Annotated in this window: 18 protein-coding genes; 4 read left to right on the forward strand and 14 right to left on the reverse strand. The window is 55.9% G+C overall.

What is annotated here, in order from left to right; genetic code table 11:
• Positions 1-130: 130 nt before the first annotated feature.
• The 9 genes from recC to rppH all read right to left on the reverse strand — a co-directional run bounded on the left by recC (position 131) and on the right by rppH (position 10115).
• Entirely contained in the window at positions 131-3505 is a 3375-nt protein-coding gene (recC, locus tag L379_RS05175) for an exodeoxyribonuclease V subunit gamma (RefSeq protein ID WP_032654861.1), read from the reverse strand.
• A gap of 12 nt (positions 3506-3517) precedes the next feature.
• Positions 3518-3841 (reverse strand): prepilin-type N-terminal cleavage/methylation domain-containing protein, encoded by a 324-nt coding sequence (locus L379_RS05170; protein ID WP_023295356.1) that lies wholly within the window; start codon positions 3839-3841, stop codon positions 3518-3520.
• The gene (locus L379_RS05165; protein WP_017382846.1) at positions 3826-4224 is read right to left on the reverse strand and encodes a DUF2509 family protein; all 399 of its coding nucleotides are present in this window, start codon (positions 4222-4224) and stop codon (positions 3826-3828) included. The genes L379_RS05170 and L379_RS05165 overlap by 16 nt, the downstream gene beginning before the upstream one ends.
• Complete coding sequence (locus tag L379_RS05160) at positions 4221-4781, reverse strand: prepilin peptidase-dependent protein (RefSeq protein WP_017382847.1); 561 nt, start codon at positions 4779-4781, stop codon at positions 4221-4223. The genes L379_RS05165 and L379_RS05160 overlap by 4 nt, the downstream gene beginning before the upstream one ends.
• A complete protein-coding gene (locus L379_RS05155; RefSeq protein ID WP_017382848.1) occupies positions 4772-5236 on the reverse strand; it encodes a prepilin peptidase-dependent protein in 465 nt (154 codons plus the stop codon). Before L379_RS05155 ends, L379_RS05160 begins: the two co-directional genes overlap by 10 nt.
• A 184-nt stretch (positions 5237-5420) precedes the next feature.
• Positions 5421-6215 carry a thymidylate synthase gene (thyA, locus tag L379_RS05150; protein ID WP_015571751.1) on the reverse strand — a complete coding sequence of 265 codons (795 nt, stop codon included), beginning with the start codon at positions 6213-6215 and terminating at the stop codon, positions 5421-5423.
• Between the two features lie 6 nt (positions 6216-6221).
• Positions 6222-7097: a prolipoprotein diacylglyceryl transferase gene (gene lgt, locus L379_RS05145; RefSeq protein WP_003862787.1), complete on the reverse strand. Its 876-nt coding sequence runs from the start codon at positions 7095-7097 to the stop codon at positions 6222-6224.
• A gap of 228 nt (positions 7098-7325) precedes the next feature.
• Positions 7326-9572 (reverse strand): phosphoenolpyruvate--protein phosphotransferase, encoded by a 2247-nt coding sequence (gene ptsP / locus L379_RS05140; protein ID WP_015571752.1) that lies wholly within the window; start codon positions 9570-9572, stop codon positions 7326-7328.
• Between the two features lie 12 nt (positions 9573-9584).
• The gene (rppH, locus tag L379_RS05135; protein WP_003862791.1) at positions 9585-10115 is read right to left on the reverse strand and encodes an RNA pyrophosphohydrolase; all 531 of its coding nucleotides are present in this window, start codon (positions 10113-10115) and stop codon (positions 9585-9587) included.
• Between the two features lie 683 nt (positions 10116-10798).
• Here rppH and mutH point away from each other — a divergent pair.
• The 3 genes from mutH to L379_RS05120 all read left to right on the forward strand — a co-directional run bounded on the left by mutH (position 10799) and on the right by L379_RS05120 (position 13011).
• The gene (mutH, locus tag L379_RS05130) at positions 10799-11491 is read left to right on the forward strand and encodes a DNA mismatch repair endonuclease MutH (protein ID WP_017692735.1); all 693 of its coding nucleotides are present in this window, start codon (positions 10799-10801) and stop codon (positions 11489-11491) included.
• Positions 11492-11619: 128 nt separating this feature from the next.
• Positions 11620-11838, forward strand: coding sequence for a YgdI/YgdR family lipoprotein (locus L379_RS05125; RefSeq protein ID WP_003862794.1), 219 nt, complete (start codon positions 11620-11622; stop codon positions 11836-11838).
• A 132-nt stretch (positions 11839-11970) separates the two neighbouring features.
• Complete coding sequence (locus L379_RS05120; protein ID WP_015571754.1) at positions 11971-13011, forward strand: NADP(H)-dependent aldo-keto reductase; 1041 nt, start codon at positions 11971-11973, stop codon at positions 13009-13011.
• A gap of 105 nt (positions 13012-13116) precedes the next feature.
• On the opposite strand, the gene lplT is transcribed toward L379_RS05120, so the two are convergent.
• Positions 13117-14310 (reverse strand): lysophospholipid transporter LplT, encoded by a 1194-nt coding sequence (lplT, locus tag L379_RS05115; RefSeq protein ID WP_003862801.1) that lies wholly within the window; start codon positions 14308-14310, stop codon positions 13117-13119.
• Positions 14303-16462, reverse strand: coding sequence for a bifunctional acyl-ACP--phospholipid O-acyltransferase/long-chain-fatty-acid--ACP ligase (gene aas, locus L379_RS05110; RefSeq protein ID WP_032654863.1), 2160 nt, complete (start codon positions 16460-16462; stop codon positions 14303-14305). The genes lplT and aas overlap by 8 nt, the downstream gene beginning before the upstream one ends.
• Positions 16463-17079: 617 nt before the next feature.
• Between aas and galR the strand changes: the two genes are divergently transcribed.
• Entirely contained in the window at positions 17080-18102 is a 1023-nt protein-coding gene (gene galR / locus L379_RS05105) for an HTH-type transcriptional regulator GalR (protein WP_003862806.1), read from the forward strand.
• On the opposite strand, the gene L379_RS05100 is transcribed toward galR, so the two are convergent.
• From L379_RS05100 to L379_RS05090, 3 genes are all read right to left on the reverse strand, one after another.
• Positions 18057-18533: a GNAT family N-acetyltransferase gene (locus L379_RS05100; RefSeq protein WP_017382852.1), complete on the reverse strand. Its 477-nt coding sequence runs from the start codon at positions 18531-18533 to the stop codon at positions 18057-18059. The genes galR and L379_RS05100 overlap by 46 nt on opposite strands.
• A complete protein-coding gene (locus tag L379_RS05095) occupies positions 18530-19303 on the reverse strand; it encodes a GntR family transcriptional regulator (protein WP_003862809.1) in 774 nt (257 codons plus the stop codon). The genes L379_RS05100 and L379_RS05095 overlap by 4 nt, the downstream gene beginning before the upstream one ends.
• 78 nt (positions 19304-19381) lie before the next feature.
• The gene (locus L379_RS05090) at positions 19382-20809 is read right to left on the reverse strand and encodes a glycoside hydrolase family 1 protein (RefSeq protein ID WP_032654866.1); all 1428 of its coding nucleotides are present in this window, start codon (positions 20807-20809) and stop codon (positions 19382-19384) included.
• Positions 20810-20816: the final 7 nt, after the last annotated feature.

Consider the following 20816-nt stretch of genomic DNA (forward strand, 5'->3'; position numbering starts at 1 on the left):
TTTATCACGGCTACATCATTAACAACGTGCGTGCTGGACACGCCAGCATCTCTTTCTTTGGGTACATCAGTCCGTGATAAGAGGTGCATCATAAATGAACACCTCATACTGCGCAATTTTTATACAGCACTCAGGACTGATTAAATTTGAACAACGGTAACAGGTAGCGTTGCGCCTCCTGGGTGATAATGTCGAAATATTCTGGCTCCAGCGTTCGCCATAAACGTTGATACCAGACATCGTCACCTTCGCCACGTACCATCATGTTCCCTTCGTAGGCCTGCAAAAACTTGCTGCGCGCTTTCTGGAGCGAAGCCTCATCCGTTAACATGGCATCATTCTGCGCGTCGTAACAGGCTTTTATCCACGCCCCCCCACTTTCAGGCAGCAAAAGCAGAGGTTTGTTCATGCCCTGACGGTAACCTTCAATATAAAGCGACAGATACGTCAACGCCTGCTCAGGCTCCATCGGCGGGAAACGCCATTCGCCGTCCTTACGTACAAACAACCGGCTTTCACCTTCGTGACCACTCGCACTGTAGACAAGATGTTCGAGCCAGAGTTGCAGGCCATGTGAAACGCTGAGCATGGATGGCCGCCAGCGCAGCAGCCCGTCAGACTGCACGTGCGTGAGCCAGCCGCTGAGGTGCATACCGTTACAATCGAGATCGATTTCAATGCTGCTCGCCGGCTGCCGACACGCGATAACGCGGTCAGCAAGCGCTCGCATCTCCTCGCACTGGGCATCCCAGACGATTTCGCCGAATGCACCATACGGAAGTAATCCCGACGCCCTGTAACGTCGGAACAGTTTACTGGCGTCTTCTTCGTCAACCAGCGCATTCAGAAGCTGGGAATTAAGTTTAAAACGCTCCAGCCCATCAAGAATAAACGGTTCCGCATCGGGGATTTCGCTCTCTTCAGAGCGGAAATTCACCTGCAAGCGTTGCTGGAAAAAAGCCCGGACCGGGTGCGCCCAAAAACGCTGTAGCTGCTCAAACGAGAGGGTATCTATGACGCGCGGTTCGAGCGTCTGAATAAAATCGGTTTGCGGCGTCCCCGCTTTCTTCGCGGCGGGAAGCCACTCGCGGGCGTAGCTTTGCAGTTCATCAGGAACGTAATTGACAGGATCAAACGGCATACGGCTATGGTGACAGGTGATATGCGCTATCACCCGACGTTCGCTTTCGTCGCAGTTGCAGGCTTCATCGCCCGGCAGATAGTGACTCTGTCCGATGTAATCCACCAGCTCCTGCACCAGCACAGACGGGAAACGCTCGCTGTTGTCCTGAATTGAACGACCGATATAGCTGATATACAGCCTGCTTTGCGCAGACATCAGCGCCTCAAGAAAGAGATAACGGTCATCATCGCGGCGGCTGCGGTCGCCCCGCTTCGGTTGTGCGCTCATGAGATCAAAACCCAGAGGTGGAAGCGCACGCGGATAAATACCGTCGTTCATGCCAAGCAGACAGACTACTTTGAACGGGATTGAACGCATTGGCATCAGGGTACAAATATTCACCGGCCCCGCAAGGAAGCGCTGGCTGATGCGCTCCTGATCGAGACGTTGCGTCAGCTCATCACGCAGAAGCGAAAGAGGAACCGCCTCGTGATAGTGCGAATTAACCCCCTCATCAACGATGGCCTGCCACTGCTTCTCGATAAGCGCCATGGCGGCTTCAGTTTCGCTGTCCGGCAGAAAGAAATCATTCAGCATTTCGCGGCAAATCGGCAGCCACTCTTCGAGCGGGCGGGGCTGCATCAACGCACGGCGCCAGCGGTTGAGCTGCATAAGCAGCGAGGCTAAGTGACCAACCAGTTCCGCGATCAACCCACTGGATTCATCGTACGGCAGCACGTCATTCCATTCGCCGTGGATGCTCTCCATCGCATACCCCAGCAGCATGCGCGTCAGGCCAAACTGCCAGGTATGCTGGCCGGTCGCAGGGAGTTCGAACTCCTGGACGTTATCATCGTCGATACCCCAGCGGACACCAGATTCGTTGACCCACTGGCGCAGATAGCGCAACCCCTCTTCGTTAATGTTGAAACGTGCGGCCAGAACTGGCACATCCAGCAGTGCCAGCACATCCTCAGAGATAAACCGGCTATCAGGCAGCGAAAGCAGGCTGAGAAAGGCCTGTAGCGCCGGGTGTGACTGACGAGCGCGACGGTCAGAGATTGCGTAGGGCAGATAGCGGTCGCCCGTTGCGCTGCCAAATACCGCCTGAATAAACGGGCTGTAGCTGTCGATATCCGCCACCATCACCACGATATCGCGCGGTGTCAGGGTTGGATCGTCCTGTAACATGGCCAGCAGGCGGTCATGAAGAATTTCAACTTCACGCTGTGGGCTGTGGCAAACGTGGATCGCGATACTGCGATCGTCAGGATCCAGTTTTCGCTTCTTATCGCTTCGCGCAAACTCTTCGGCAGTGATCCCGGCAACGGCACGGTTTTCCAAATCCAGAATATCAAGCTGAATATTGTGCAGCAGGCTGTCCGGCGTAATATCCGCAAACGCATCCACATCCCCTTCTCCCGAGGAGGTGATTTCAGAAAGCAGATAAATATAGTCGCGTCCGAGCTTGCCCCACGAGGCAAGCAGCGGGTTCGGCAGGTTCTGAATCCCCTCTTCATCAAAAAGCTGCGCCGCATTTTCACTGTCTTTAAACAGCGGCACAGCGCGTTCCTCAAAGAGGCGTTTTCTCTGACGGGTGACCAGCCGTGATAGCCAGCGCGGATCCTGAATATCCCCCCAATAGTGCCGACACGGGTTGGTAAAGAGGATATGGATATCAGTGTGCTTACCGAGCGCTTTTAGCGCGTTCAGGTAGACAGGCGGCAGCGCGGAGATACCGCAAATGAACACGCGTGACGGCAAACGGGTTGGCCGTTCTGCGCTGTTCTCAAGTATTGAGATAAAGCGATCGTACAGGTTAGCACGGTGCCACTTAGGCTGACCGAGTTTCCCGGTATGCTCGACCAGCGCTTTCCAGAGCGGCGCCTGCCAGATTTGCGCTTCCGGTAACCCATCGACTAATTCTCCCGCTTCCCAGCGAATCAGCCAGTCTGCACGGTAAACCAGATACTGGTCATAAAGGTCGGCAGTACGTGAGGCAAGCTGGAAAAGTTTACGCTTGTCGGTGTCGTCATTCAGGTAGTGGCGCAGCATGGCAAACTCATCATGCGCCAGCATGTCCGGCAGCAGCGTCATCAGTTTCCAGGCCATACTTTGTTTGTTGAAGGCGCTCTGCTCAGGAATATCCGGCAGGACGCGAACAAACATCTCCCAGATAAAGCTCGCGGGCAGCGGAAAATCGATGTTGGCCGCAATGCCAAATTTCTGCGAGAGGGACATTTGCAGCCACTGCGCCATACCGGTGCTCTGCACCAGCACCATTTCTGGCTCAAACGGATCGTCAAGACGCTCTTGCTCAACGATATACTCCATCAGTGCTTCCAGCACATCCAGACGATTTGAGTGGTAAACCCTTAGCATAAACGCTCCCGACTAGCGGCTAACCGGGCAATGCAGACGCGTCAACGCGCCCTGCCGCCCCATAGGAGAAATAAGTGTGACCGTGATGCTGACACATCCGGACTGTGTTGTCTGCCCCCGACTGACCTGCCAGCCCGGCGGGAGCGTTAATGTTGAGATCTGCGACTGATTCCACGCATGATGCCATAGCTGACGATACTGGCTAAGCGCCGCATACCGGGCTGCCAGCGCGCGATGATAGCCGGATAACGCCATCACAACCACAACCAGCAACATCATTGCCAGCAAAACCTCAACCATGCTAAATCCTTTTTGTCTGCTCAGGGTAACTGACATAGCGTACTTTCCTTAAGGGGGCAGAAATCACTCCAGCCGTGGGCGGAAAAGCGTATCTGCCCCTCCGAGATGTCCCCGCCTCGCCATAGCAATAGATTGTCATTGCCGGCAATAAGCAACACACGCGCCCCAAACAGCCTTATACAGACCCGCAAACGTTGTGTCTGTTTGCACTGAACCTCTGGCTGTAAAGCCCATTCCTGAACGCGCCCCCACTCCAGTGCAGATTGCACGGCAGCCTGCTGGCGAACAGACAAACTCTCGCCACTTACCAGCGTGCTAAAGGTTTGCAGCTGCTGATTTAATCCGGTGAGGATCAGCGTGCCGAGCACCAGTAATAGCAGGACCAGCGCCAGCGATGACATGCCCCGCTGACGATTCACAGATTAAACCCTGTTACGGTGTGGCGGGCCGAAAAGGGTGCGGCCAGTTCACCTTTACGGCGGGCACGCAGCTCGATACTAATGACCGGCGCAAAGCCATCATGATCGGTTTTAGTGACCATAAATTGTTCTATCAGGACCCGTTCCGGGTCGGTGAGCTTATCCCATCCCTTACCGTCACAGGATGTGGCGCCCCGCAGCGTTTCAAGCGATCCGGACTCAAGCCGGAATCCCGTACTGTCGTTTTCTGACGCGGTGCTATCCCACTGGCCGTTGCTGTTCGCATCCCATAGCACAATCGCACATCGTCCTTGCCTGCCGATGATCATCCCCTGCCCCTGGCAATGCCCTGCACAATATCCTGCCCTCTGAAACTGTTTACCGATCGCGAACAGACGTTGCCAGACCTCATCCTCCAGCTCCTGCTGTCCGGATTGCACTAAAACACCCCGCTGTAGCCCCGGTAAAAAACGTGACGTGCTGAGTAACAGAATGCTGCTTATCGTCATCGCAATAAGCACTTCCAGCAGGGAAAACCCTTTTCGATTTACTGGCATGCACCTTCTCCTGCGGCATTACACAGCCTGATACGTCCGCCATTTGAGACAATAATCCACCACCCACCAGCGCGGCTCTGCACGCGGATATGTCCGGCCCATGCGGTATCCCTTAAACCGTAAAATCCCAGCGCAGGGGTTATGTCGCTTATCGTGACCTCGGGCCACATCGGCTTCATCACGAACGGTCCGCCGCTGTCACAACCGGTCACCGCTGAACTGGCCAGACAGTTCTTTTCACCGTCGTTATACAGCGCGATCCTGTGCTCGCTGTTGTGACGGTTGGCGTCATTGCGCAAAAACACCAGGTAATCCCGCACCTGGCAGGCAGTTTGCCAAAGCCGCTGCCGCTGCTGCCAACTGTCCCAGCCATAGAGCCCTGTGGCGCTGAGGATCACTGCCAGCGAAACGGCGATAAGGGTTTCGATAAGCGTAAAGCCTTGTTCGTTTTTCATGGCGGGAGTGTGGCGGAATAGCAGAAACGGTACGAGCGTCAAACCAGAACTTTACGAGCCGCTTTCCGGAGATTTTCACCCGTTGCAACGCGTTGCATCATCTCTGGAAACAGGCTCGAAAAACAAAACGGGCGTGAAAAAAAACCGGCGCTAAAGAGCACCGGTTGTGTCAGGATTTGCCGTATCAGATGGCGACAGGAGCTTTAATGCCGGGATGCGGGTCGTAACCCTCAATCTCGAAATCATCAAAACGGTAATCGAAGATCGACTCCGGTTTACGTTTGATCACCAGCTTCGGCAATGCACGCGGTTCGCGGGTCAGCTGGAGGTGCGTCTGTTCCATATGATTGCTGTAGAGGTGGGTATCACCGCCCGTCCAGACAAAATCGCCCACTTCAAGATCGCACTGCTGCGCCATCATGTGCACCAATAGCGCGTAGCTGGCGATGTTAAACGGCAGGCCGAGGAACACGTCGCATGAGCGTTGATAGAGCTGGCAGGAGAGCTTGCCGTCCGCCACGTAGAACTGGAAAAACGCGTGGCAAGGCGCCAGCGCCATTTTATCCAGTTCACCCACGTTCCAGGCAGAAACAATGATACGGCGCGAGTCCGGATCATTTTTCAGCTGGTTCATGACGGTCGTGATCTGGTCAATATGGCGGCCGTCCGGGGTAGGCCACGCACGCCATTGCTTGCCGTAGACCGGCCCCAGGTCGCCGTTCTCATCTGCCCATTCGTCCCAGATGGAGACATTGTTTTCATGTAGATAAGCAACGTTGGTATCGCCTTGCAGGAACCAGAGCAGTTCATGAATGATCGAGCGCAGATGGCAGCGCTTCGTTGTCACCAGAGGAAAGCCTTCTTGCAGATTGAAGCGCATCTGGTGGCCAAAAATGGAGAGCGTACCGGTGCCGGTACGGTCGTTTTTCGGCGTGCCCTCGTCGAGCACTTTTTTCATCAATTCAAGATACTGTTTCATGATTCCTCAGGAAAGTTGTTGCTGTGGACGACGACGATACGCCCAAATCATCATAATGGCACCCGCGACAATCATCGGGATGGAGAGGATCTGCCCCATGCTGATGTACTGTACCCATTCACCGGTAAACTGCGCATCCGGCTGGCGGAAGAACTCGACGATGATACGAAACGCGCCGTAGCCAATCAGGAACAGACCAGAGACAGCCCCCATTGGACGCGGTTTGCGGATATACAGATTCAGGATGATGAACAGCACCACGCCTTCCAGCGCCAGCTCATAGAGCTGTGACATATGGCGCGGCAGAACGCCGTAGGTATCGAAAATGGACTGCCACTCAGGATGCGAAGGCAGCAGCGCGATATCCTCCGCGCGGGAGCCCGGGAACAGCATGGTAAACGGCACGCTCGGATCGACACGCCCCCACAGTTCACCGTTGATGAAGTTGCCCAAACGCCCTGCGCCCAGCCCAAACGGGATTAACGGCGCAATAAAATCAGCCACCTGGAAGAAGTTGCGTTTGGTGCGTCTGGCGAAGATCACCATGACCAGGATCACACCAATCAGCCCGCCGTGGAAAGACATGCCACCGTCCCAGACGCGGAACAGATAGAGCGGGTCGTTCAGGAATACCGGGAAATTATAGAACAGGACATAACCGATGCGACCGCCCAGGAACACGCCGAGGAAGCCGGCATAAAGCAGGTTTTCCACTTCGTTCTTCGTCCAGCCGCTGCCTGGACGACTGGCGCGACGGCCAGCAAGCCACATGGCAAAGACGAAGCCCACCAGGTACATCAGACCGTACCAGTGCAGCGCTACAGGTCCTATTGAGAAAATAACCGGATCGAATTCCGGAAAATGCAGATAACCACTGTTCATCTGTCACCACAAGATGTTGTTATTCCGCTGAAAGTGGACAGCGGGTGAATTGCATTCCCGCCGTTGGCAGGTGCTCCAAAGTTGCGAATCATAGCATAAGGCAGGCGTGGAGGATGCGCCTGAGATGTAAAAGATGTGTATAGGGTTTCATGCGCGCTGTTCCCCCTCACCCCATCCCTCTCCCTCAAGGGAGAGGGGGTCGTCGGAGCCGTCATTATTTTGTGGGGATCAGCGGCCGCCCCGGATCAAACCGCCCATGCCGCGTCGCTCCATAAACGCAGCCACCTGATGGCGCACTTCGGCTGCCAGCTGTGCTTCCAGGCTACGCGCGGCCAGTTCGCGCGCCTCATCTTGTTCGATGTGACGTAACAGGTATTTCACACGCGCAACGGAACGTCCGTTCATTGACAGGTGACGGAAACCAAGACCAATCAGGATCGCCACGCACATCGGATCGCCGGCCATTTCACCGCACAGGCGCAGGTCGATATTATGCTGCTCGGCTTCGCGGGCGATCATCGCCAGGGCACGAAGCATCGCCGGATGCAGGCTGTCGTAGATGCTGGCAACGCGCGTATTGTTGCGATCGACCGCCAGAATGTATTGCGTTAAGTCGTTGGTGCCAACAGAGATAAAATCAACGCGGGTCGCCAGCTGCGGCAACATAAAGACCATCGAAGGCACTTCAAGCATCACGCCAATACGGGGTTTAGGGATCGCATAGCCGATCATCTCTTCCACTTCGCGCCCTGCACGTTCTATTAACCGCCGCGCTTCGTCGATCTCGTCAATACTGGTGACCATCGGCAGCAAAATGCTGAGATTCCCCGTGGCCGCGTTGGCACGCAGCATCGCACGAACCTGGATAAGGAAGATTTCCGGCTGATCGAGGGTTATGCGGATCCCACGCCAGCCGAGGCAGGGATTCTCTTCACTGATAGGCATATAGGGCAGTTGCTTATCCGCGCCGACGTCCAGGGTGCGCAACGTGACGGGTTTGTCGTTAAACATCTGCAACATGCCCTGATACTGCGCCACCTGCTCCTCTTCTGACGGGAAGCCGCTTTGCAGCATAAACGGTATTTCGGTGCGGTAGAGGCCGATGCCATCGATGCGGCTGCCGAGCTTCTCTTCATGCTCGGGGCTTAAGCCAGCATTGAGCATCACCTTCACCCGCTCACCGCTCTTGAGCTGCGCGGGCAGGTTGACGTCATCTTCCGCCAGCTTGCTTAATTCATTCTCTTCGCTGATAAGACGCTGGTACTCCTGAAGGAGAACCGGCTCAGGATCCACCAGCAACTCACCGCGGTATCCGTCCACCACCAGCGTACGGCGGTGCAGTACGGAGGGCTGAATATCCGCCCCCATCACGGTCGGAATACCGAGCGCGCGCACCATAATGGCGGCATGGGAGTTAGCTGCGCCATCGCGCACCACTACGCCCGCCAGCCTGTCCTGCGGTAATTCCGCCAGCGTCGTCGCCGAGAGTTCATCGGCCACCAGTACAAACCGGCTCGGCCAGGCATTCGCCCCCTGAATAGTATCATCAAGGTGGAACAGCAGACGTTGCCCAAGCGCGCGTAAATCGCCGGCGCGCTCTTTCAGATAACCGTCAGTCAGCACCGCAAACTGCTCGGCAAATTTTTCAATGACCTTTTTAACCGCCCACTCTGCCACCGAACCTTTATCGACCTCGGCAAATAACTCACGACGCAAACGCGCATCGGAAAGCAGGTGTGAGTAGAGGTCGAAAATGGCCGCCGTCTCTTTTTGCGCGCCAGCGGCAAAGCGTTTGCTGTAGCGACGAAACTCATTCGCCGCCTCTTCCAGCGCAGCGGTAAGCCGTTCGCGCTCAAGCGCTTCATCCAGCGTCGAGGCTTCATAGACCTGCTCCATCAGGGGGAGCGTGGCATCCATCCAGCCTTCGGCAATCGCGACGCCCGGCGAGGCCGGAAGCGCGCGGATGCGGGTATGACGATACTGCCCAAAAAGGGCTGCCAGCTGAGACTGGGAGAGGATCGCAGCCATCTGCGTTGCCAGCGTGACGAGGAAAGACTCCTCGCTTTCGTCGTACTGCCGCAACTCTCGTTGCTGGACAACAAGCACGCCAAGCAGTTGACGGCGCTGAATAATCGGCACGCCAAGGAAAGCGCGGAACCGCTCCTCTTTGACGGAAGGGATATATTTGAAGCTGGGATGTTTTTGCGCATCGGCAAGGTTGATTGGCTCCGCCAGTCGCCCGACCAGGCCAACAATACCTTCATCAAACGCGAGCGTGACGGTGCGTCCCCGTGGTTTTTTTAAACCGCGGGTTGCCATCAGGTAGTAGCAACGTCGGTCATGGTCGGCCAGGTAGACCGAACAGACCTCGGTTTCCATCGCAAGACAGATGTCCGTCACCAGAATATTCAGCGCCTCGTTGAGGCGAGGCGCACTGGCAACCTTTTCAACTATTTCTCGCAAGCGGGTGAGCATGATTTGCGTAGCTTAACCTCTTTTACGTCGCCAGGCAGGTGCGCTCTGTGGCTTCGGAGGCGTCTCCTGAAGCTGCATCACGACACTTGCGAACTCTTTCATCACCCTACGATATACATCGCGCTTAAATGACACGACCTGACGAACCGGATACCAGTAGCTTACCCAGCGCCAGCCATCAAACTCTGGCGTGCTGCTGGTTTGCATATTGATATCTGAATCGTTGCCCACCAACTGCAAAAGAAACCACTTCTGTTTCTGGCCGATACAAACCGGCTTTGTGTCCCAACGCACCAAACGTTTCGGTAACTTGTAACGCAACCAGTTGCGGGTCGAAGCCAGGATGCGAACATCTTTTCGGCTTAAACCAACCTCTTCAAACAGCTCCCGGTACATCGCTTGTTCTGGGGACTCTCCGGGATTGATCCCGCCTTGCGGGAACTGCCAGGAGTGCTGACCATATCGCCGGGCCCACATCACCTGGCCCTGACGATTACAAATTACTATTCCTACGTTTGGGCGGTAGCCATCGTCATCAATCACCGGACTACCCCAAACTAAATCTGATATATGAATGATTGTTTCACACTACAGGGAGGCGGTAAACCACTCTCTTACAGGCCTGCAACCTAATAACATTTGAATAACTCACAATTTAGTGCGGAGTTATAAACAGATGCGGGCGACAGAGACCATTTTTATTCACCTTTTCTGTGGATATAGTTGTGAAGAAGTGCGGAATTACCGATGAACAACCTTGTAGCCCGACGAGCCGCCAATTTACCCCGCTTATAACAAATCATTTAAATTCATATGATTATATTGAAATTAAGGGTATCCAGGGCGATAAACGTGACGATCATCACATCAAAGATCCTCCTGCTGATGAAAGATCGAACAGCGTCGGTTTTATCCACAGTTTGTGCCAATAAGTTAGGCACAATTTGTGTGAAAATTCGATTTTCATCGCACGTCAAGGCTGTAAATTGAAACAGTAGTGGCAGTTATTCCCAGTTATCCCATTTTTCTGTGGATAACATGGTGTAAGATCCTGTTTATTGTCAGTGACCAGAATTGCACAACCTGTTTTTTAGCCGCCGCGGGACGGATTATATTCTAAAAAAGATGATATAAATCATCCACATGGAATAGGTGCACAGAAAAAGGTAAACTCTGTCCACAAGGGATAAAATATCAGCTCATTTTTTAATCAAAAGGTCGTTAGCATGCATTCTCTCGCCCCACTGCTCTCTCCTCCCGTCAGTGAAGCCCAGTTGCTCCAGCAGGCACAACGCCTGGCAGGCTATTCACTGGGCGAGCTGGCCGTGATGGCGGGGTTGACGATACCTAACGATCTAAAGCGTGATAAGGGCTGGATCGGCGTGTTGCTGGAACGCTGGCTGGGCGCAAGCGCGGGCAGTAAACCCGAGCAAGATTTTGCGGCGCTGGGGGTGGAACTGAAGACGATCCCCATCGATAGCCAGGGACGGCCGCTGGAAACCACCTTTGTCTGCGTTGCGCCGCTCACAGGTAACAGCGGAGTGACCTGGGAAACCAGCCACGTCAGGCATAAGCTGAAGCGGGTGTTGTGGGTACCCGTTGAGGGCGACAGGCAGATCCCGCTGGCTGAGCGTCGCGTTGGCGCCCCGCTGCTCTGGAGCCCGAATGAAGAAGAGGAGAGACAGCTTTCCCAGGACTGGGAAGAGCTGATGGACATGATTGTGCTGGGACAGGTTGAGCGTATCACCGCCCGGCATGGCGAAGTGCTGCAACTTCGTCCCAAAGCCGCCAACAGCAAAGCGCTCACTGAAGCGGTAGGCGCACAGGGCGAACCGATCCTGACGCTGCCGCGCGGTTTCTATCTTAAAAAGAATTTCACCGGGGCGCTGCTGGCACGCCACTTCCTGTTGAAAACATAGTTTTTTACCAATTTTGCGCTCCGGCTAACATAATCTCCTCCTTTTTAAGATTTCCCCCCTTTCACCTGTCGTAATATCAGGTTATTACTACACTATGATTTGATACGAGCCAGGTGAGGATGAGAACGATGAAAAAATGGGCAGTAATTATCTCAGCAGTCGGTTTAGCGTTTGCGGTATCGGGTTGTAGCAGCGACTATGTCATGTCAACGAAAGATGGTCGTATGATCCTGACCGATGGCAAACCCGAAGTCGACGACGATACCGGTCTGGTGAGTTACCGCGATCGCGAAGGCAATCAAATGCAGATTAATCGCGACGAAGTCTCCCAGATCATCGAGCGTTAAACAGATAAAGGTCAGTAGCTTGCTGGCCTTTTTGATTTTTTCCTTCCCCTTTTGCCTTCCCTCTGCCATGTTTATATTCCTTTGTCGGGAGGTTCCTGACGCAGTCTGTAGGTCTAAAAAAGGAAACCGGCTATGCATTATCACCGTATCCCCCACAGCGCTCTGGAGATCAGCCAACTGGGGTTGGGCACCATGACATTTGGTGAACAAAACAGCGAAGCCGATGCCCATGCACAACTCGATTACGCCGTCAGCCAGGGTATTAACCTGATTGACGTGGCGGAGATGTACCCCGTTCCTCCCCGCCCGGAAACACAAGGTCTTACTGAAACGTATGTCGGCAACTGGCTGGCGAAACGCGGCAATCGCGAAAAGCTGGTCATCGCCTCCAAAGTCAGCGGTCCTTCCCGTAATAACGATGCCGGGATCCGCCCTAACCAGATCCTCGATCGCAAGAATATCCGTGCCGCGCTGGATGCGAGCCTCAAGCGCCTGCAAACCGACTATCTCGATCTTTATCAGGTGCACTGGCCGCAGCGTCCGACGAACTGCTTCGGTAAGCTTGGCTACACCTGGAACGAAAGTGCTCCGGCCGTTACCCTGCTGGAAACGCTGGAAGCGCTCACGGAGTGCCAGCGGGCGGGTAAGATCCGCTACATCGGCGTTTCCAACGAGACGGCGTTTGGCGTGATGCGCTATCTGCATCTGGCCGATAAACACGATCTGCCGCGCATCGTGACCATTCAGAACCCGTACAGCCTGCTGAACCGCAGTTATGAAGTGGGTCTGGCGGAGGTGACGCAGTACGAAGAGGTGGAGCTGCTCGCCTACTCCTGTCTGGGCTTCGGTACCCTGACGGGCAAATACCTGAACGGCGCGAAACCGGCTGGCGCGCGTAACACGCTTTTCAGCCGCTTCACCCGCTATAGCGGCGAGCAGACGCAAAAAGCCGTTGCGGCCTACGTGGATATCGCGAAACGCCACGGACTCGATCCGGCGCAGATGGCGCTGGCCTTCGTGCGTCGTCAGCCGTTTGTGGCGAGTACCCTGCTCGGCGCAACGACGATGGATCAGTTGAAAACCAATATTGAGAGTTTCCATCTGAACCTGAGTGAAGAGGTATTAGCGGAGATTGAAGCGGTGCATCAGGTTTATACCTACCCGGCACCGTAAGTGGACGCCTTGCCGGGTGGCGGCTTCGCCTGACCCGGCCTACGTTTCGTGATGTTGGTGGATTTTGTAGGCCCGGTAAGGCAACGCCGCCACCGGGCAGTGAGATCAACGACGACGCTGCCAGACCCACAGCCCGCTAATCGCCAGCGCGAACAGCGCGCCGAATCCTACCCCGATTGCCACGACCGGCGCACCTGCTTTTACCGCCAGCGAGTAAATCCCCAGCATCAGTAACATCGCCATGTTTTCACCAAGGTTTTGCACCGCAATGGCGTTACCCGCCCCAACGGTCTGCTTGCCGCGCTCCTGCAACAGCGCGTTTAGCGGCACCACAAAGAAACCGCCTAACATGCCGATCAGCAACAGCAGGGCATAGGCAGGCAATAGGGCATGTTGCAGGGAGAAGAACAGAACGCCGACGCCAATCAGGATCCCCGCAGGCATGCAGCGCGCGACGGTTTCCAGCGTCACCAGTTTTGCCGCAGCCCCGGCCCCGACAACAATCCCGACGGCGACCATGGCATTCAGATAAGTCGGCGTGGCGTTGTCAGTAATGCCCAGCGCCACCGGCACCCACAGCACCAGCAGGAAACGCAGCGTAACGCCGGCCCCCCAGAACATGCTGGTGCCCATCAGCGAGAAGCGTGTTTCACCGTTACGCCACAGTACGCGGCAGGCGTTGAAGAAGCTGCCGGTCATGGGCCCGAAGCGCCAGGATTGCCCCGGACGCGCCACGGCCAGTTTGGGGATAAACAGGTTGGCGATCACCGCGCCACCGTACATCAGGGCGCAGATGCCAAGCGCGGCGAGCACATGCCAGTCTGCCAGTACGCCTCCCGCCACCGAGCCCAGCAGAATAGCCGCAATGGTGGAGGACTCCATCAGGCCGTTGGCCTTCACCAGCTTATCACCGGTGGTGAGCTCACCCAGAATACCGTACTTCGCCGGGGAGTAGGCTGCCGCACCAATGCCCACCAGCGTGTAGCCGACAAACGGGTTGATACCAAAGCAGATACTTGCCGCGCCCAGAAGCTTAAGGCTGTTGGCAAACATCATGACACGACCTTTCGGGAAGCTGTCCGCCACCTGGCCGACAAACGGCGCAAATACGATGTAAGCACCCACAAACACCATCTGTAGGATCGGCTGGCTCCAGTCGGGATAAAACTCAGCTTTCAGCAATGCCAGCGTGGCAAACAGCAACGCGTTATCGCCGAACGCGGAAAGAAACTGGGCGGCGATAACCGCCATCATGCCTTTCGACCAGATTGAAGTGTTAGTGTGCACTGACTCACGCATTTTGCTGTTCTGCCTCTTCAACCATGCCCTTCAGGGTCACGAAATCGGGTTTACCGCTGCCCAGCACCGGTAACTGTTTGAGGTAACGAATATCGCGGGGGACCGCCAGCTCGGGGATACCGTGTTCGCGTGCATACCTGAGCAGTGCGTCACGCTTCAGTTCACCGTCTGTCGTGAAGAGCACCAGCGCCTCGCCTTTACTGGCATCACTTTTCACCACGGTCGCATGCATTTTCTCCGCCGAGACGGCGGTCGCCAGCGTTTCGACCATTTCAAGAGAGACCATCTCCCCGGCGATTTTGGCGAAGCGTTTTGCTCGTCCCTGGATCTGCACGAAGCCCTGATCGTCGAAGCGCACGATATCGCCCGTGTCGTACCAGCCCGTTTCAACCTCGCCATTGACGTTCTCGGCCGTCGGCGCCTCAAGCACGCCCGGGTTTTCCATACGCAGATAGCCGTTCATGACGTTCGGCCCTTTCAGCTGAAGACGTCCGCCGTCTTCAATACCCGGCACCGCCAGCAGACGCGCATCCAGCCCCGGCAGAATGCGGCCAACCGTTCCCGGTTTTGCCGCCATCGGAACGTTGATGGAGACCACCGGCGCGCACTCCGTCACGCCATAGCCTTCCAGAATGCGCAGGCCAAACTTGTCCTGCCAGATCTGGCGCGTGCTGTCCTGGAGTTTTTCCGCGCCCGCCACCACGTAGCGTACGCGGAAGAAATCATACGGGTTGGCGAAGCGCGCGTAGTTACCGAGGAAGGTGGACGTCCCGAACAGCACCGTGCAGTTACGGTCATAAACCAGTTCCGGCACAATGCGGTAGTGCAGCGGGCTTGGGTAGAGGAACACCTCGGCACCGGTCAGCAGCGGCGTAAAGAGACCCACGGTCAGACCAAATGAGTGGAACAGCGGCAGCGCTGACATAAAGCGATCGTTGGCGGTAAAGTCAGCAATAGTTTTAATCTGTTCGACGTTCGCCAGAATGCTTTTGTGGCTGTGAACCACACCTTTCGGGTTACCTTCAGAGCCAGAGGTAAAGAGGATAATGGCATCATCTTCCGGCTGCTGCTTAACCTGCGCCAGACGCGGCATCAGCAGGTGCGCGAAAATCCACAGCTTGTCGGCGGTCGTGACGTCTGCTTTCAGATCTTCCAGGAACACCCAGCGCACCTGCGTCAGCTGTTCCGGCAGGTGCCACAGCTTGCCTTTATCCAGGAACTGGCGGGAGGTAAAGACGGTGTTGATTTGTGCCGCGGTAATCGCGCTGGAGAGCCCTTTCACGCCCGCCGTGTAGTTCATCATCGCCGGAATGCGGCCCCGGGAGGTGGCACCAAAGATTACCGCCGCGCTGATACCCGCGTTTGGCAGCATCAGGCCGATCTTTTCGCCCTGTTTACTGTACTTTTCCAGGATACGCCCGACAAACAGCGTTTTGGTCAACAGCTTACGGTAGGTATCCGGCGTAAAATTGATGTCTTCGATGCAGTTTTTCTTCGCACCGTAGCGATACTGCGCCGACAGCAACGATTCATACAGCGTTTCGCGCGGGCGAACGGCCATGCGCGCTTCCATCATAATCTGGTGCAGCATTTCCCCGGCGATTTTACGGCGGTCGCGCGCGCGCGGCGCCTCGGGCATCGGCAGTGACGTCGGCGGTAATATATGCAGCGTAATTTTCGGGAACAGACGCTGCTTCACCAGCCCTTTCAGACGGCTGAAAAAGGTCAGCTCAGCCCCGTCGATGCGTAGCGGCACGACGGTGGCCTGAGACTTCGCCGCGACAAAACCGGCCCCGTCGTAAATTTTCATCAGGGAGCCCGTCACTGAAATACGCCCTTCCGGGAAGATAACCACCGGGCGCCCCTGCCCAACCAGACGCACCAGATGTTTAATCATCATCGGTTTAGTTGGGTCGAGCGGGACAAAATCAATCAGCGGTTTGAGCCAGCGCATGTACCATTTTTCACTGATGGAGCTGTAAACCGCGAAGACGGGCCGCACGGGCAAAAACAGCGCCAGCAATACGCCATCAAGAAAAGAGACGTGATTCGGTGTGATAAGCACACGCTCGCCATAGAGTGCCTGCGTATCGCCAGTCACGCGGATGCGAAACAGGACACGAAACAGTGTGCGGAAGAACCCAAAAAGCATTTCAACTCCCTTTGCCAGCCAGTGTGAAAGGTATAAATGGTGGCAGATTACACGAGAAGTAGTGAGGGAGCGATAGCAAAAACAGAGGCGAAAAAAAACCTGCGCATCCGCGCAGGTTGGTGCAAGAGAAGAGTACGAAAACGTACCAGGAATTCTCACCAATCAATACCTCTGGGATCTTGATTGTGGCCTCCGGCGACAGGCTTCGCCAGCGGGAAAACGCAAGGGAATGAGCCGAAGTGCAACCAGGTGTGAATATTCTCTTTTGCTGTTACAGGTTGAACTTACAGGCAAAAAAAAACCTGCGTAAAACGCAGGTTGGTGTAAATCGTGTTAATCAACCGAAGTTGATTCCACCTATCAATACCTCTGGGATCTCGACTCTAGCAATTCACTACGCATCGTTGCTAACGGACAATCGCAACAGCCTGAGGCAAAGTGTAACTAAAGGTTCAGATTGACATTATTCAGACATGACTGGCCGTGTAACGATTACACCGCGAGGGATGTTCTGCTTCACGTTTGCAGAGGACGCTTACCCGCTCCCCTTGAATGCGCGCCGCTTTTCCGCAACACTAGTTAGTGTGTAAACGCTTACCCCTATAAGAAGGTATTGAATGGCGACAATTAAGGATGTGGCTCGTCTGGCCGGTGTTTCCGTCGCGACCGTCTCCCGCGTGATCAACAACTCCCCTAAAGCGAGTGATGCATCGCGCCAGGCCGTGCAGGACGCCATGGAAAACCTGAATTATCACCCTAACGCCAACGCGCGCGCCCTTGCCCAGCAGTCGACAGAAACCATCGGGCTGGTGGTCGGGGATGTATCCGATCCGTTTTTCGGTGCAATGGTCAAAGCCGTAGAACAAGTTTCTTATCACACCGGAAATTTCCTGCTGATTGGTAATGGCTACCACAATGAACAGAAAGAGCGCCAGGCCATTGAGCAGCTGATCCGTCATCGCTGTGCGGCGCTGGTGGTCCATGCAAAAATGATCCCCGACGCCGAGCTGATCCATCTGATGAAACAGATGCCGGGGATGGTGATTATCAACCGCATTATTCCCGGTTTTGAAACCCGCTGCGTGGCGCTCGACGACCGTTACGGCGCATGGCTCGCAACCCGTCATCTGATCCAGCAGGGCCATACCCGAATTGGTTATCTGTGCTCCAACCACCCAATTTCCGATGCGGAAGATCGCCTTCAGGGCTATTACGACGCGCTGCGCGAAGCCGGTCTGCCGTGCAACGATCGTCTTGTGGCGTACGGAGAACCGGATGAGAGTGGCGGCGAGCAGGCGATGACGGAGCTGCTGGGCCGCGGGCGGAATTTCACCGCCGTGGCCAGCTATAACGACTCCATGGCCGCCGGCGCAATGGGCGTGCTGAATGATAACGGGATTGACGTCCCGGCAGAAATTTCGCTGATTGGCTTTGATGATGTGCTGGTGTCGCGCTACGTGCGCCCTCGCCTGACCACCGTGCGCTACCCGATTGTGACCATGGCAACGCAGGCGGCAGAACTGGCGTTAGCGCTGGCCGAGCATCGCCCGCCACCGGAAATTACCCACCTGTTCAGCCCAACCTTAGTGCGCCGTCACTCGGTGGTATCGCCCGCGGAAGCCGTGAGCGAACAGCGATAGAGATGGACGGTTTTATCCGGGTATTCCAGCGCATCGCCGATGTAGTGCCAGCCGTAACGTTCGTAGAAGTCGCGGCAGGCAGACCAGAGATGAAGCTCGTGATACCCGGCGCGTCGCGCGTAGCCGATAACATGCTGCTGAAGTTTTCCCGCCAGCCCGTTTCCCCGGGCGGCTTCATCGACATACAGCGCAGCCAGCCAGGGGTGGAGATCCTGCCGGGAAATTAAATCGCAACGCCACAACCCAACGGTGCCCAGCAGCTGGTCATCCTCAACGGCAATAAAGGTGAGCGGTAACTCGCCCGGCGTCAGGCTGTGCTCAACAATGCTCTGGAAAAAGGCACGCGGCATACCTTCACCAAACGCGTTCCAGATCCAGTCGATCACCCGCTGTGTAAACTGCGGCGCAGCGTGAAGCGGCAGTATATTCACACCAGTTTCCCCTGGAAAAGGGGGACCGATTCAAAGAGATAGCCGTCAAAATCGGGCGCGTCTTCGTCTGACAGCTCAAGCAGGCTCTTTTTGACGTTTTCAAGATGCTGGAACATCGCCTGCCACGCCCCCATCACGTCGCGGCGGCGGAGCGCAGCGAGAATGGTTTGCCTGTCGCCGAGCCATTTCAGCCGCCATGCGCGGCTGGCGATGTGGCCGTTGAATTGCTGCCACAGTGGGCTGCTGTCCATGTGATGCCAGACGCTTTCAACGGTCGCCAGCAGCATCTGGTTTTGTGTGGCCCCCGCCAGTACCAGGTGGAACATTTTGTTGTTGTCCTGGCTGCGATCGTCGGCGGCAATAGCCCGTTGCTCCTGCTCGATGATGCGGCGCAGGTTGTCGATATCCGCCCGCGTCGCCATTTTTGCGGCAAAGGCGGCAATGTTGCTTTCAAGCAGCTGACGCGCCTGGAGAATTTCAAACGGACCCACGTCACTGTTCAGAAAACGTTCTTCCTCGTTTTCATGCTCCTCCGGAATACGCATCACGTACACGCCAGACCCCTGGCGAATATCCACCGTCCCCTGTAGCTCAAGCATCAGCAGCGCCTCGCGCACGATAGTGCGGCTCACGCCATACGTCTCGGCGATGTTGCGCTCCGGCGGCAGACGCGATCCCACGGGATAATGCCCCTGGATAATCTGCGCCCGTAAATCCTCGCCAATCTCCTGGTACTGTTTTTTTTCCGGCAGGATGACAGCCTTATCCACGTTTTCACCTGTGTTTATCAGTTAATGCGCGGGCCGGACGTCCTCCCGGCCAGTTTGTGCGCTATTTTACCAGAAGGCTTACTTCCATTCATCGTCAACCCTGAGCGTCAGCACACGCTCATCGCGCAGCTGGCGAAACCAGGATGCCGATTTCTTTGCCCGCCGTGCGCGATGGTTTTCAAGGTCGATCTCAATAAGCCCGTAGCGGTTTTTAAACGCGTTCATCGGGGAGACGTTGTCGGTGAAGGCCCACAGCATATAGCCGTGGCAGTTAGCCCCCGCCTCCCGCGCCAGCAGCGTGTAATAAAGATGTTCGCTGAGAAACGCAATGCGGTACGCGTCATCGATAATGCCGTCGCGATTGCGAAACTGCGCTTCGTTCTCCACGCCCATCCCGCTTTCCGCCACAAACCAGTCAATGTTGCGATACTCGTTTTTAATCCGCATCGCCATGTCGTAAATAATGCGCGGGAAGATCTCCCAGCCGCGGGAGGTGTTCATCCTCCGCCCCGGCAGCTCGAACGGCTCGTAGTAGTACGCCGGGTGGAACGGCGTCTCCGGGTGCCAGGCGCGGGACGGGGCTTTGACGCGATGCGGGTAATAGAGGTTAATGCCCAGCTCGTCGACGGTGTTGTCGGCAATCAGCGCCAGCTCGTCAGCCGTGTAATCCCACTGCACCTGATGCTGCGCCAGCAGGGTAAAAAGCGCCTGCGGATAGCGCCCGTGCACCAGCGGGTCAAGAAAGACGCGGTTATAGAACAGATCGTACATCTCTGCCGCCCGCACGTCATGCGGCGCGCGCGAGCGCGGGTAGGTCACCTCCGGGTTGAGAATACAACCCACCGTGCCGTCATACCCTTTCTCGCGAAACAGCTTCACCACTTTCGCCGTCGCCAGCACCTTATGGTGGTTCCACTGCATCCAGGTGCTGGTGTTCTGCTCATAGGGCCAGCGCAGTGCGTCAAGGTAGACGCGCGTCTGGACCACAATCGGCTCGTTGAAGGTAAACCAGCGGGTGACTTTGCCGTGAAAGCGCTCAAACACCTTTTCCGCATAGCGAACGAACAGCTCGACGACGTGCTTCGACGCCCAGCCGCCGTAGGTCTCCAGCAGCACGCCCGGCAATTCGTAGTGTTCCAGGCAGATCATCGGCTCAATGCCCTGACGGTGCATTTCATCGAACAGCGCGTCGTAATAGGCGGCGTACTCTTCATCTACGGTGGCGTTTTCATAGTCGGTCAAAAAGCGCGACCAGTTGATCGAGGTGCGATAGTGCGTCAGTCCCGCCTGCTTCATCAGCGCCACGTCTTCGCGAAAGCGATTGATAAAGTCGGTTGCCACCGCCGGGCCGTAGCCGTTGTGCCAGACGTGACGATCGTTCTTGTACCAGAGATCGATCCACGAATCCTGCCCCGGCTTTTTGCCGCTCCAGCCCTCGGTCTGCCAGGCCGATGCCGCCGCGCCCAGCATAAAATCTGGCGGTATGGTTATCTGTTTTATGCTCATCCTGCCC

Source organism: Enterobacter sp. MGH 33 (assembly GCF_000534535.1).
GTDB classification, from domain to species: Bacteria; Pseudomonadota; Gammaproteobacteria; order Enterobacterales; family Enterobacteriaceae; genus Enterobacter; species Enterobacter hormaechei_C.